Origin of the sequence: Streptomyces luteolifulvus, from assembly GCF_008806595.1 — a bacterium.
Taxonomy (GTDB): domain Bacteria; phylum Actinomycetota; class Actinomycetes; order Streptomycetales; family Streptomycetaceae; genus Streptomyces; species Streptomyces luteolifulvus.
This window is the reverse complement of sequence record NZ_VZRB01000045.1, coordinates 35164-47393: the sequence shown is the minus strand read 5'-3', so window position 1 is coordinate 47393 and position 12230 is coordinate 35164. Positions and strand designations below refer to the sequence as shown.

Sequence of the window (12230 nt, the reverse complement as noted above, 5' to 3'; positions counted from 1 at the left end):
CCGTCCTCGATGACGCGGTGGCCACCCAGGATACCGTCACCCAGATCATCTCCGCGGTCCGCCGTGTGATCCGTGAGGTTCCCAGGGGCGAGGAGACCGCGGCGCAGTGGTGCCGCGCGCACGACTATGCTGGCGGCTACGGCACCGAGTCTCTACGCCCCGGCAAGTCCCATTAGGCGTCAGGGTCGACTTCGGGGTGCGTGAACCGCACGGGCTTGCCCAGCGACCGGGCGTAGGCGATTTCGGCTCGGGTGCTGTCTCCGATGTAGTCGCCGACTACGAGCACCTCATCAGCGAGCCGGATCTTCGCCCGGTGCAGATCGTCGAGTCGAACCTTCAGCGCCTCGGCCTCGACAGGATCGGACCAAAGTTCGTGCGGCGACTTCATGTCACAGCCCGGTTTGACGACAATCTTTCCGGCTTTGGTCTCCCGCAGATCTGCCTCGTTCATCTCGGTCATGAAGCGGGTGGAGCCGCAGATCACGACGATACGCGGGAGGCTCAGCTGCTTCTTCGCGTCGGCGAGCCTCTCCTCGGGGGTGAGCAGTTGCGGGTATGACACTGGTTCCTCCTGGTGGTGTGGTCCAAGGGGTGCCTGCGGAGACGAGAACGAGGGTGTCCAAGATCGTTTTGTGACGAACGACGTGGACACCCTCGCGACAGCACTCTATGCGACGACCGACGACATGCTGAAGGAGCATCCTGGGCTGGCGCCGTGGCGCCCGCCGGTCGGCATTACGCCCCGCCTGAGCGATGCCGAACTGGTCACCCTCGCCACGATGCAGGCCATACTCGGCTTCACCTCCGAGGCCAAATGGCTCCGCCATGCCCGTGCCCACCTGCGCCACCTCTTCCCCTACCTGCCCCAGCAGCCCGGCTACAACAAGCGGCTGCGCAAGGCCGCCGGTCTGATGCGAAGCATCAACCGGATCCTGGCCGCCACCACCTCGGTGTGGAGCGACGACGTATGGGTCGTGGACTCCACCCCGGTGGAATGCGGCCGCTCCCGCGAGACCGTCAAACGCTCCGACCTGGCAGGCTGGGCCGAATACGGCTACTGCGCCAGCCACAGCCGCTTTTTCTGGGGCCTGCGCCTGCACCTGGTGTGCACCCTTCAGGGCCTGCCCATCGCCTTCGTCCTGACCGGGGCCAAGGCCGACGAACGCGAGACCCCCCTTGACCTCCTGGCCGCCGAATGCGAGCTTCTGCGAGAGCGCCCCCGACAGACTCTCATCGGCGACAAGAACTACTTCGGCCGTGGTTTCGAACGCGAACTGTCCGAGCATGGAGTCCAGTTGCTGCGGCCTGCCCGTAAAGGTGAACGGGAACGGCCTGGTGCCGCCCTGTTCAAGCCGCTGCGGCAGGTCATCGAATCGATCAACGAGACCTTCAAGGGACAGCTTGACCTCGAACGGCACCGAGGGCGCACACCCGGAGGTGTCATAGCCCGCGTCATGCAACGCATCCTCGCGCTGACCGCCGCGATCTGGCACAACGACGCGACCGGACAAACCGTCCTACGCTCGCTGATCGCCTACGATCACTGACCCCTTGGAATAGATCATCTAGAGCCCGAGCCAGGGCGCGGGGACGGGCGACGCCGCATGTCAGGCCCCTCAAGGGGTACCCCGGGGCACATGACTGACATCGATCTCAAGAGCAGCGCGTTCAGTGATCAATCGTTCATCGCGCGCCGGTACGCGTTGGAAGGAGAGAACATCTCCCCTCCGCTGACGTGGAACGGCGCTCCGGACGACGCGGCCGAACTGGTTCTGCTGTGCGAGGACCCCGACGCGCCGTCGGGTACCTTCATGCACTGGGTCGTGGTCGGCATCGATCCGCACAGCGACGGCGTCGATCCAGGTCAGCGCCCGCCCGGCGGCACGGAGCTCGTCAACGGCTACGGCAGAGAGGGCTGGGGAGGACCGCATCCACCCCCGGGAGACGAGGCGCACCACTACGTCTTCCGGCTCTACGCCCTCACGGAACCCTGTGTCCTGCCCGACGCTCCGAGCGCCGAGCAGGTGCACCGGGCGGTGGACGAGCGGCAGATGGCCAGTGGGACGCTCGTGGGGCTGTACCAGCGCTGAGAGCCTGTGTCGGCGGCTCAGTGGTTCGCGGCGGCCTTGCTGATGTCCGCCAGGGCGGAGTGCGGGTCCTCGGTGGTGGCGAGGTCGCCCAGGCTCACCATGCCGACGGGGCAGCCACCGCGTTCGACGACCGGCAGCCGGCGTACCGCGTACTGTCGCATCAGCTCCACCGCACGGTCGGTCGTGTCGTCCGGCGACAGCGTCACCACCGGCGGACGCGTGCACAGGGAACCCGCCGTCGCGGTGTCGGGGTCGAGTCCCTCGGCGACGGCCCGGACCACGATGTCACGGTCGGTGAGCACACCGAACAGATCGCAGTCGTACACCACCAGGACGTCACCGATGTCGTGCTCGCGCATCAAACGGGCCGCGCGCGCCAGTGTGGTCATGGGCTCGACGGCAGCCGTGCCGGGCGACATCACGTCACGTATCAGTCGGGTCATGGACGCCTCCCAGGTCGGGATCAGTGGGGTGGCACACGCCGGCCGGGCGTCCCTTTGCGCAGGAAGCGCCGCAGCCGGGTCTCGGGCCAGGTGTTGATCACGTCGTCCTTGGTCAGCCAGCCGCGCTGCGCCGTCCCCACGCCGTAGCGCATGCCGGCCAGGTGCAGGGTGGCATGGGCGTCGCTGTCGATCGCGAACTTCACCCCGTGCCGTCTGGCCCGCAGGATGTCCTCGTCGCGCAGGTCGAGCCGGTCCGGATGGGCGTTGACCTCCAGGGCGGTACCCGTTCGCGCGCAGGCGGCGAAGATCTCGTCGAGGTCGGCGTCGATGCCCGGACGCTTGCCGAGGAGGCGGGTGGTGGGGTGGCCGATGATGTTGACGTACGGGTTCTCGCAGGCCCGTACGATCCGGCGGGTCATCTCCGCGCGCCCCTGGTTGAAGTGCGAATGCACCGAGGCCACGCACAGGTCGAAGCCGTCCAGGAACTCCTCCGGCCAGTCCACCTCTCCGTCCGGGTCGATGTTCAGCTCGGCGCCGTGCAGCAGCCGCATGCCGCCCCGCCGGCCCCGCTTGCCGTACGTGCGGTCGAGTTCCCGTACGTGATCACGCTGTTCCAGCATCCGCTCGTCGGTCATCCGCTGCATGTACAGGTTCGGCCCGTGATCGGTGACCGCGAAGTAGGCGTAACCGCGATCGGCGGCCGCCTGGACCATCTCCTCCAGCGGGGCGAGGCCGTCGGTGAGGTCGGTGTGCGTGTGCAGGTCGCCCCGGATGTCCGCCTCGAGGACCAGGTCGGGCAGCTCGTCGTGCAGCCCGGCCTCGATCTCCCCGCGGTCCTCGCGCAGGGTCGGCGGGATCCACGGCAGGCCGAGACGGGCGTACACCTCCTCCTCGGTCTCCGAGACGATCTTCTCGCCGCTCTCGACGTCGAACAGCCCGTACTCGGAGAGCTTGAAGCCCTTGTGCACGGCCAGCTCGCGGGTGCGGATGTTGTGCGCCTTGGAGCCGGTGAAGTACTGCAGTGCCGCGCCCCAGGAGTCCGGCGGCACGACCCGCAGATCGACCGCCAGGCCCTCGGTGGTGCGCACGGACGTCTTGGTCCGGCCGCGCGCGACGACCTCCGTGACGTACGGCAGCTCGGTGAACGCCTGCATGAGCGGTGCCGAGTCCTCCGCGGCGGTGAGGATGTCGATGTCGCCGATCGTCTCGCGGAAACGGCGCAGCGATCCGGCGTACGCGCACCGGCGACAGCCGGTCACCTCGGACAGCTCGGCGACGATGCGCTCGGCGAGGTCCAGGGCGACGTCGAGCAGGACGCGGTCGCCGGAGGCCTGGAGAAGGCCGATGCCGTGGAGGATGTTCTCCTCCGTCTTCGGCCCGAAGCCCTTCAGATCGCGCAGGCGCTCCGCGCGGATGGCGTCGGCCAGCTCGTCGATCGAGGAGATGCCCAGTTCCTCGTACACCGTCAGAGCCTTCCGCGGGCCGAGTGTGGGGATGGCGGTCAGCCGCCGTACCCCGGCGGGGATTCTCGCCCGGAGCTCCTCGACGGCGGACACGCTGCCGGTGCGGAAGTACTCGACGATCTTCTCCGCGATCGACTTGCCGACATTGGGTATCTGCTGGAGTCCCTTGACGTCCAGCGTGGAGGCATCGGCGTGGTAGCCGCCGATCGACCGGGCAGCCTTCTCGTAGACACGTGCTTTGAACGCGTCTCCTCCGGTGATCGAGATCAGGTCCGCGTATTCCTGGAACAGCGCGGCGACCTCGTCGTTGGACCGAGCCACACTTCCAGGGTAGGGCGCCGCCCGCCTTCTCGGTCGGCGGCCGGGACCGCACGGACGGAGCGGCGGTGGACAGCCGGTCGCGGTCACGATCGTCGGCGTTCGCACGATCGCCGGCATGCGCACGACCGCCGGCGTTCGATCGCGGCCCAGACCTCCGGTGCCATGTGCGGCTGTGACATCGGCGCGGAAGGGTCGAAGGGAGGGCGCTGTGGCCGGACCGCCTCGCGGCCCCAACGACAACGGACCCCACCCTCACAGAAATCGGGGGCGGGGTCCGCAACTCGAGCGCCGGGCAGGCCTTGCACCTGCATCTCCCCGCAGGAAGCGGGACGTCTTTCCTTGGACCACCAACGCACGGCCGACCAACCGGAGTTCGGTGGCCTGCTCGAAAGGCAAGCATAGCCCAGTCCATCGCCTGGTAGGACACCCCCCTTGGCTACGGGGCCTGGAACCCCCGGTCCCCGGCCCCGGCTCGCGACCCGTCCGCCGCCGGGTGACTATGGAGTACGGGACCGGTCCGGGGGCCAAGCACTGGGGAGGCACACCCGTGGCTCACACCCCGACAACCGACGTACTGATCGCAGGCGCCGGCCCGGTAGGGCTGAGCGCGGCCGCCGAGCTGAGCCGGCACAGAGTGCGCTGCCGTCTCGTCGACCGGCTGCCGGCCCGCCTCCCGTACGCGAAGGCGGTCGGCATCCAGCCGCGCACCCTGGAGATCTGGGACCGCATGGGCCTGGCCCGAACAGTCCTGGAGGCAGCGAGTGTGCTGCGCGGCCAGCTGATCTACGTCAACGGCAAGGAAAAGGCACGGATCGATCTCACGCTGCCGCCCGAGGTGCCGTACGAATTCGCCGCGCTGCCGCAGTACGAGACCGAGCGCCTCATCGAGGAGTACGTCGCCGGCCTGGGCACGTTCGTCGAACGCGGCACCGAGCTGCTGTCGTTCACCCAGGACGCCGACGGGGTCACCGCCCAGCTGCGCACCGCCTCCGGCACCGAGGAGGAGTTGCGTGCCGGCTATCTGATCGGCTGCGACGGAGCGCACAGCATCGTCCGCAAGCGGCTGGGTCTCACCTACGAGGGTTCGGCCTTCCCCGAGGAGTACATGCTGGGCGACGTCGAGACCGATTGGGACGTGCCGCCCGGGTACGGCCTGCGGTCGAGCCATCTCGCCGACGACGGATCCACGGACGACATACTGGTCTGCATCCCGTTGCCCGGCACGGGCCGCTACCGCATGTCGATGCTGGTCCCGCCCGAACTCTCCACGCGGGAGGCAGGCACACGGCCTGAGCAGGGCGACGGCGTGGCGCACGGCCTGGAGGGCCTGCGCGCCCCGGAACTGGCCCACATCCAGGCCGTGGTGGACCGCCTCTCCCCCAAGCCGGCCACCGTCTCCCAGCTGCGCTGGTCCTCCGTCTTCCGCATCAGCCACCGCATCGTCGACCGCTACGCCAAGGGGCGCGTCTTCGTCGCGGGCGACGCCGCCCACATCCATCCGCCCACCGGCGCCCAGGGCATGAACACCGGCATCCAGGACGCCTGCAACCTGGCCTGGAAGCTCGCCCTCGTCATCCGGGGCGAGGCGGGGCCCGCCCTGCTGGCCAGCTACGACGCCGAGCGCCGCCCGGTCGGCGAGGAGGTGGTCGGCCGGACCGTACGGCATGCACGGCAGGGCATCGAGACCGACCCCGAGGACCCACGGACCCTGATGCTCCGCGAGGCCCAACTCCTCGTCGGCTACCGGGGCGGCCCGCTCGCCGGCAGCCCGTACGGCCCGTCCGACGCACCCCAGCCCGGCGACCGGGCCCCGGACTGCCCAGGGCTGACCGCACCCGTGGCCGCCTACCCACTGCGCCTGCTGGACGTCCTGCGCGGCCGCACGGGCCACGTGCTGCTCCTGTACGCGGCCCACCTGGACGACCTCACCAAGGCGGCCGACACGACCGCGGCCGCCATCGCGGCTGCCGCGTCGCCGCCTGCGTCCAACCACAGCACGGGTACTACCGACCGTCCACCCGGACCCGACGTCCAGACCATCGCCCTCCTCGCCCGCGAGGCCTCGCTCCAGGCCGCCGACACCCTGGCCGTCCCCGCATACCGGGACGCCGCCGGAGAGTTCGCCCGGCTCTACGGCCCCGACGGCTCGACCGGATTCGTGGTGCGCCCGGACGGCTACGTCGGCGCGCGCTTCCCCCTCACCGACACGGCAGCAGCCCTGTCCGACTACTTCGGGACCCTCTCCTCGCCGAGGTGAACGCCGCGGCGCACGCCCACTTCAACGCTCTGAAGAGGCCCGAAGGGCCGGGACATGAACTTCGAGGCGGCCCTCGCTCACATGCGTAAGCTGCTCACCGAGTCGCGGTCGCCTGTCCGATGTCCACCACGCGTGCCCAAGCGGGCGGTGAGTCCGGTACGTAGTCGGGGTCGTCCTCGTTCCATGACGCGGCTGACCGGGGGAACAGGCCCACCACCGTCCGGCACGGTGGACGCGTGCCGGGCCAGGGTGTCTGTCCGTCGGTCAGGGCGACGATGACGTCCGGTCGGGGTCGCGCTCGCAGCGCCCTGGTGAAGCCCGCACGGAGATCCGTACCGCCGCCGCCCACCAGCGGAATGCCCTCGGCTCGGCACAGGGGGCGCACAACCCGGGCAGAGGAGTCGCAGGGCAGCACGGTGACCAGGTCACGGCGGCCGCCCACGGCACGGGAGATCGCGGCAACCTCCAGGAGCGCGCTGCCCAGTTCGGCGTCACTGACCGAACCGGACGTGTCGATGACCACGGAGACCCGAGGCGGCCTGCGCCGCAGACTCGGCAGAACCACGCCGGGCATCCCGGCCGAGCGCCGGGACGGCAGGCCGTAGGTGTAGTCCTCGCCCGCGCCGGGGCCGGACGCTGCCGAACGGACCGCCGCTCCCAGCAACTCCCGCCACGGCTGCGGCGGATGGAACGCCTCGTCCGCCCAGCGCTGCCACCCCTTCGACACGCTCCCCGGTCGGCCGGTGATGCCCTGCGCCACCCGGAACCGGACCGCGTCCCGTTCCTGCTCGCTCAGGCCGTGCGCGCCGTCCGGACCGAGGTCCCACTCCCGTTCCAGCCCGTCGGCGCCACTGCCGCAGTCCAGCCAGGCCAGATGCTGCATCCGCGGCCCGAGCCGGAACTGGCGCAGATAGTCCTCCATCAGCTGCCCCTCGGGCAGCATCAGGGTGGCCGGCTCGACGACGTCTTCGGGCCGGACCAGCCCCTCGCCGAAGACGTCGTCGTTGATCTCGCAGTCGGCGGCGATGTTCATCCGCAGCCGCTCCCCCGGACCGGTCAGCCCGCGCTCCTTCGCGACGCGGTCGCTGCGCCCGTGGTGGTCGCGCAACAGATGCGACACCTCGTGCACCCACACACCCGCCAGCTCCTCCACCGGCGTCCGGTCCACGAACGCGGGTGAGACGTAGCACCGCCAGTGCCGGTCGACGGCCATCGTCGGTACGCGCCTCGACTCCACGGTGTGCAGGGCGAACAATGCCGTCGCCAAGTACGGCCGGACGCGGGCGGCGTGCAGCCGGGCGGCGAAGAGCTTGTCGAGGTCCAGTGCCCCGGGTACGTCCGTCTTCATCGTCGTTCCTTCGCCGTGGCGAGCGCGGCACGGGCCGTCGCCTGGTCGGCGCGCCGGGACAGGGACACCGCTCCGGCGAGTTCCTCGATCGATGCCGGAACGTCCCAGTCCTCGCGGCGCAGCGTGGCGAGGGTGGTCGCCGGGACGACCACCAGGTCCGGGGCTCCCGTCTCCACCGCCCGGACCAGGAGCTCCCACGCGGCGTCCCAGCGGGCCCTCTCCGGGCGATTCCGTACGGCCGCCACCACACCGTCGAGGACGGCCTGCCGCAGGTCTCCGCGCTCGGGCAGGGCGGCGCCGGCCGGGTCGGCGAGCAGCACCTCGGGGTCCGGGAGGTCCATCCGGTCCAGGCCGGCCAGCAGCTCCAGTCCCGGACCGTCCCCCACCGTCCCTCTGACGAGCAGGGACAGTACGTCCCGTGAGGAACCGGCCGCGGTGGCGAAGGCGATCAGACACAGTGTCATCTCCCAGCTCCGGGGCGACGGCCAGGGGCCTCCCCGGCGCGTTTCGCTGCTGGGCAGTTGGTGCACGAGCTTGGGGCGGGCGGCCAGCAGCTCGCACACCGCGCGACGCGCGAAGTCCACCGCTTCCGGCAGCCTTTCCTGGGCGAGCCGGGGCAGGGCCGCCCGGGGCCATGTTCCGCCGAGGCCGCGGACCACGACCTCGTGGTCGTGGGTCCGCTGGAGATGAACGAACCGGTTGGCCAGAGGAGGACTCAGCTCCCACCCGTCGGCCGCCGAGGACCGCGGGTTGGCGGCGGCCACGATCCGTACTCCGGAAGGGAGTTGGAGGGCACCGATGCGCCGTTCGAGGACGAGACGGAGCAGGGCGGCCTGTACGGCCGGTGGGGCGGTGGACAGTTCGTCCAGGAAGAGCAGTCCTCGGCCGGCCCGCACCAGTCGCACCGCCCAGTCCGGCAGGGCCATCGGGACCCCCTGCTCAGCGGGATCGTCGCCGACGATGGGCAGTCCGGAGAAGTCCGACGGCTCATGGACACTGGCGATCACCGTTGTCAGAGGGACGTCGAGGGCCGCGGCAAGCTGTGTCAGCGCCGCGGTCTTGCCGATCCCCGGCTCCCCCCACAGGAGCACCGGCAGATCGGCGGCCACCGCCAGGGTCAGGGCCTCCAGTTGTGTGTCGGGGCGCGGTTCCGTGGTGGTGTCGCGCAGCAGGGCCAGCAGATCGCCGGCGATGTCGAGTTGGGTGGTGGGGGTCGGGTCGAGAGCGGTGTTGGGAGCGGCGAACGGGGTGTATGCAGGCATGGTTGGTCACCTTTGGGTCGGGGTCGGGTGAGTCGGGTGAGTGCGCGGGACGGAGGTCTGCCACGCACGTCGGCGCGCGCGTACAGGAAAGGGACTCAGGTCCCCCCGCCCCGCGTCAGCGAAAGGTCGCGTGCCGCCTGCGTGCACCGCGTACGCGGGGTCGGCCACGGCCCGGCAGCATGCGCCCGGACGTGGGCCCGGGACCGATCAAGCCCGCCCGGTACAGCCCGTACGTGATACGCCGCAGCGCTGCCGCCTCCAACTCGTCGCGCAGGGCGCCGTCGCGCAGCAGTGCGTCGGGGCCGAGCAGGCCCTCGACCACGGCCAGCGCACCGGCGGTGTCACCGTGGTCCAGGCGTTCGCGGACGCCGCTCAGGCAGTGCGGATGACGGTGCGCCTCGTCGATGGCCTGCAGGCAGGGCAGCGGAGAACCGGTCAGGGCTGCCAGCAGTTCCTCGCGCCGGATCTCGGCCGGGTCGTGGTCCAGCGGGGCCAATACGCCGTCGACCAGGCCGATCCGGTGCTGAGCCCCCCGGCATTCCACCACACGCGGTCGTCCTGCCGGGTCGGGTGGCCGGGACGGAACGGCAGCCGGTGCATGTCCCGGTACGAGGGCCGCAGCCACCAGCGGATGCAGTCGATCGGCGTCGATCAGTCCGGCGCGGAGCAGTTCCAGGTCAGGCAGTACCCAGGTGGCGGCGTCGGGCAGAGCCGGTAGCTCAAGGGCGCCGCGATCTGTGGACACCGACGCGATCCGCAACGCAGGAGGCCCGACGCCTGCGACGGCCTCGCCCCCGTCCGCGACCAGGTCCAGGACCAGCCGATGCCGGGCAGTGCCGAGCCGCACGAGGACGCTGCCGGCAGGCCGCCCCTCGGCATGGATCAGGATCGCCGCCTCCGCCGCCCACCGGTCCACGGCACAGCGGCGCTCCTCCGGCACCAACCGCGACAGTTCCGACTCCCATCCGAGGCTCCCGAGGCTGTCGTCTGCGGGCAGCTGATCGGCCCCGGACCGGCTCCGCAGCTCCTCCGTCCTGCGCGCGTCCCACAGGTGACGGTGCAGGTCCAGGCGGAACCTCAGGTTGGGATGGGGATGCGGATGGCGGGCCGCCCCGGCATCGGAGTGCGATCCGTCCCACAGGGCGAGGCTGATCCGCTGACCGGCGTCCGCCCAGGCCGGCGGAGTCCGGGCCACGAGATCCACTGGACGTGCGCGGCTGCCCCCCGCAGCGTCATACCGGGCCAACGAGAGGGTCAGCCCCGGACGCAGCAGGCCGTCGGGGCCGATCCTGGGCATGTGCCAGCGCAACAGGTCAGGGGCCAAATGACGTAGATCTGACCGTACTTGGGCCGTGAGTCCCCGACCATGCATACGCGCGACGGAACGCAGATCGAGATCGAGATCGACGCCTGCGGCAGCACACGCCCCTGCCCAGTCCCCGGAAAGGCGGCGAGTGGTCGCTGTCTCGATCATGGAGGGCGGCACGGCGAACTCACGCACGCGCCGCCAGAAGGAAAGCCGGGAATCCCCGTTCGCGATCTGAGTGAGCATCAGCACTCACCTTGCGCGGACGGGACCCCCAATCTGTGAACAGAGTGAGTCATCATCGCGAGGGATCGTACCGGACCCAACTCCGATCGGCGAGGCGTTATTCGGCGAGCACATGAGTCACGCCGGCGCCCGGACGTCACCACACGAAACACACAGCCTCTGCGCATCGTTGTACGGGGGGTCGCCCGTCGTTCATGCGGCCTTATCATCGGCGGACACGTGAGAGAGCGGGACAAGTGCATGCACGAGGCGAACGGTGCCTTCCGCTTGTCCGTACTATCTCTGCAACAAGGCACTGTGCTTTGGCTTGTTCCAGCGCCCCCGCAGGCATCAGGCCCGGAGTTCGACACACGTTCGACTGGCCGGACATCTCCGGCCCCGCATCGAGGAAAGGCTGTACACCCCATGTCCGAGAACACCGCAGTCACCGAACTGACATCGCACTACACCGCTCAGGTCACCTCCGACCTCGAACACAACGCCAAGGAACAAGAACGTATCGGCGTGGAAATCGCCACGCTGCAGGAGCAGTTGGCGGCTCTCCAGCGTGACCACACCGTGCTGGTCAACATTCAGCGAGCCATCGGCACCGCTCCGACGCCGGAGGCCGCTGAGCCTGCGGCTCCCGCTGACGGCAGCGTGGTGCCCGGCCCCCGCAAGAGGACGACCTCCAAGTCCGCTACGACCGCCAAGTCGACCAAGTCGGTCAAGTCCGCCACCGGCAAGCGCGCACGGCCGAAGAAGACCTCCGCCGAAACCCCGTCCGCCACCGTTCGGAAGCCCGGCACCACCAAGCGCGCGGCCAAGGACACGGCCGCGAAGACCGCACAGCCGACGCTGGTCGACCTGGTGCGCCGTCACCTCACCGAGCAGAGTGAACCGCGTTCGGCCGCGGAGGTGGCCACCGCTCTCGGCCAGACCCATCCCGAGCGCACCATCAAGACGACCGTCGTACGCACCACGCTCGAAGGCCTGGTGGCCAGGACCCAGGCCCAGCGCAGCAAGCAGGGCTCGTCCGTCTTCTACACGGCGCCCGAGGCTCCGGAGCAGACAGCAGCCCCGCAGGCCAAGGAGGAACCCGCACCGGCCGACGCCTGACATCGCCGCCGGACCGGAGTACGGGCTACGGGCACCGCTCCCGGGCCGGGTGAGCGTCAGGGTGTGTCGCCGCGCCAGTCGAAGCGGCGGCTTCCCTCGGCGCGGGGTGCGTACAGGGCACGGCCGCCCGGGCCGTAGCCACCTATCTCCGTCGGCAGGGCCACGCCCTCACGCAGCTCATGGCCGGGCCGGCTCGTGATATCCAGCAACAGGCCGTCCAGTGGCCCGCCGACCAGCTCCACATAGGCACGGCCGGGCACGGGACCGGCGTCGTCGTGGTCGGCGCCGTAGACCCGTCCACGCATGAACTCGAGCTCATCCATGCCGTGCAGCCTCGCACCCGGCACTGACATTCGACCTAAAAGTGCAGGTCAGCGGCGCTGTCAGTGGTGGAAG

11 protein-coding genes are annotated in these 12230 nt (G+C 70.1%); 4 read left to right on the top strand and 7 right to left on the bottom strand.

The genetic code is table 11. The annotated features are described in order from the left end of the window. Positions 1-172: 172 nt before the first annotated feature. Positions 173-562: a hypothetical protein gene (locus F7R91_RS37215; protein ID WP_150957619.1), complete on the bottom strand. Its 390-nt coding sequence runs from the start codon at positions 560-562 to the stop codon at positions 173-175. A gap of 70 nt (positions 563-632) precedes the next feature. Between F7R91_RS37215 and F7R91_RS37210 the strand changes: the two genes are divergently transcribed. Continuing rightward, positions 633-1547 (top strand): IS982 family transposase, encoded by a 915-nt coding sequence (locus tag F7R91_RS37210; RefSeq protein WP_150957617.1) that lies wholly within the window; start codon positions 633-635, stop codon positions 1545-1547. A 90-nt stretch (positions 1548-1637) separates the two neighbouring features. Continuing rightward, the gene (locus F7R91_RS37205) at positions 1638-2090 is read left to right on the top strand and encodes a YbhB/YbcL family Raf kinase inhibitor-like protein (protein WP_150957616.1); all 453 of its coding nucleotides are present in this window, start codon (positions 1638-1640) and stop codon (positions 2088-2090) included. A gap of 17 nt (positions 2091-2107) precedes the next feature. Here the strand turns inward: F7R91_RS37205 and F7R91_RS37200 are convergent, their stop codons facing one another. Both F7R91_RS37200 and polX read right to left on the bottom strand, forming a co-directional pair. Further along, positions 2108-2533 (bottom strand): CBS domain-containing protein, encoded by a 426-nt coding sequence (locus F7R91_RS37200; RefSeq protein WP_150957614.1) that lies wholly within the window; start codon positions 2531-2533, stop codon positions 2108-2110. Positions 2534-2553: 20 nt separating this feature from the next. Beyond that, positions 2554-4317, bottom strand: a complete 1764-nt coding sequence (polX, locus tag F7R91_RS37195; RefSeq protein ID WP_150957612.1) for a DNA polymerase/3'-5' exonuclease PolX — start codon at positions 4315-4317, stop codon at positions 2554-2556. Positions 4318-4864: 547 nt separating this feature from the next. Between polX and F7R91_RS37190 the strand changes: the two genes are divergently transcribed. Further along, positions 4865-6574 carry an FAD-dependent monooxygenase gene (locus F7R91_RS37190; protein WP_225321007.1) on the top strand — a complete coding sequence of 570 codons (1710 nt, stop codon included), beginning with the start codon at positions 4865-4867 and terminating at the stop codon, positions 6572-6574. Between the two features lie 94 nt (positions 6575-6668). On the opposite strand, the gene F7R91_RS37185 is transcribed toward F7R91_RS37190, so the two are convergent. The 3 genes from F7R91_RS37185 to F7R91_RS37175 form a co-directional block, all read right to left on the bottom strand. Beyond that, on the bottom strand, positions 6669-7922 hold the full coding sequence (locus tag F7R91_RS37185; RefSeq protein WP_150957608.1) for a vWA domain-containing protein: 1254 nt from the start codon (positions 7920-7922) through the stop codon (positions 6669-6671). Further along, the gene (locus F7R91_RS37180; protein WP_150957606.1) at positions 7919-9184 is read right to left on the bottom strand and encodes an AAA family ATPase; all 1266 of its coding nucleotides are present in this window, start codon (positions 9182-9184) and stop codon (positions 7919-7921) included. The genes F7R91_RS37185 and F7R91_RS37180 overlap by 4 nt, the downstream gene beginning before the upstream one ends. 115 nt (positions 9185-9299) lie before the next feature. Further along, positions 9300-10736 (bottom strand): hypothetical protein, encoded by a 1437-nt coding sequence (locus tag F7R91_RS37175; RefSeq protein ID WP_150957604.1) that lies wholly within the window; start codon positions 10734-10736, stop codon positions 9300-9302. A 405-nt stretch (positions 10737-11141) separates the two neighbouring features. Between F7R91_RS37175 and F7R91_RS37170 the strand changes: the two genes are divergently transcribed. Then, positions 11142-11834, top strand: a complete 693-nt coding sequence (locus tag F7R91_RS37170; RefSeq protein ID WP_150957603.1) for a hypothetical protein — start codon at positions 11142-11144, stop codon at positions 11832-11834. A gap of 56 nt (positions 11835-11890) precedes the next feature. Here the strand turns inward: F7R91_RS37170 and F7R91_RS37165 are convergent, their stop codons facing one another. Further along, complete coding sequence (locus F7R91_RS37165) at positions 11891-12157, bottom strand: hypothetical protein (protein ID WP_150957601.1); 267 nt, start codon at positions 12155-12157, stop codon at positions 11891-11893. Positions 12158-12230 lie beyond the last annotated feature (73 nt).

Coding starts and splice junctions, on each gene's coding strand:
- F7R91_RS37205 (WP_150957616.1), top strand. CDS start 1,638: ATGACTGACATCGATCTCAAGAGCAGCGCGTTCAGTGATCAATCGTTC.
- F7R91_RS37200 (WP_150957614.1), bottom strand. CDS start 2,533: ATGACCCGACTGATACGTGACGTGATGTCGCCCGGCACGGCTGCCGTC.
- F7R91_RS37185 (WP_150957608.1), bottom strand. CDS start 7,922: ATGAAGACGGACGTACCCGGGGCACTGGACCTCGACAAGCTCTTCGCC.
- F7R91_RS37180 (WP_150957606.1), bottom strand. CDS start 9,184: ATGCCTGCATACACCCCGTTCGCCGCTCCCAACACCGCTCTCGACCCG.
- F7R91_RS37175 (WP_150957604.1), bottom strand. CDS start 10,736: ATGCTCACTCAGATCGCGAACGGGGATTCCCGGCTTTCCTTCTGGCGG.
- F7R91_RS37170 (WP_150957603.1), top strand. CDS start 11,142: ATGTCCGAGAACACCGCAGTCACCGAACTGACATCGCACTACACCGCT.
- F7R91_RS37165 (WP_150957601.1), bottom strand. CDS start 12,157: ATGGATGAGCTCGAGTTCATGCGTGGACGGGTCTACGGCGCCGACCAC.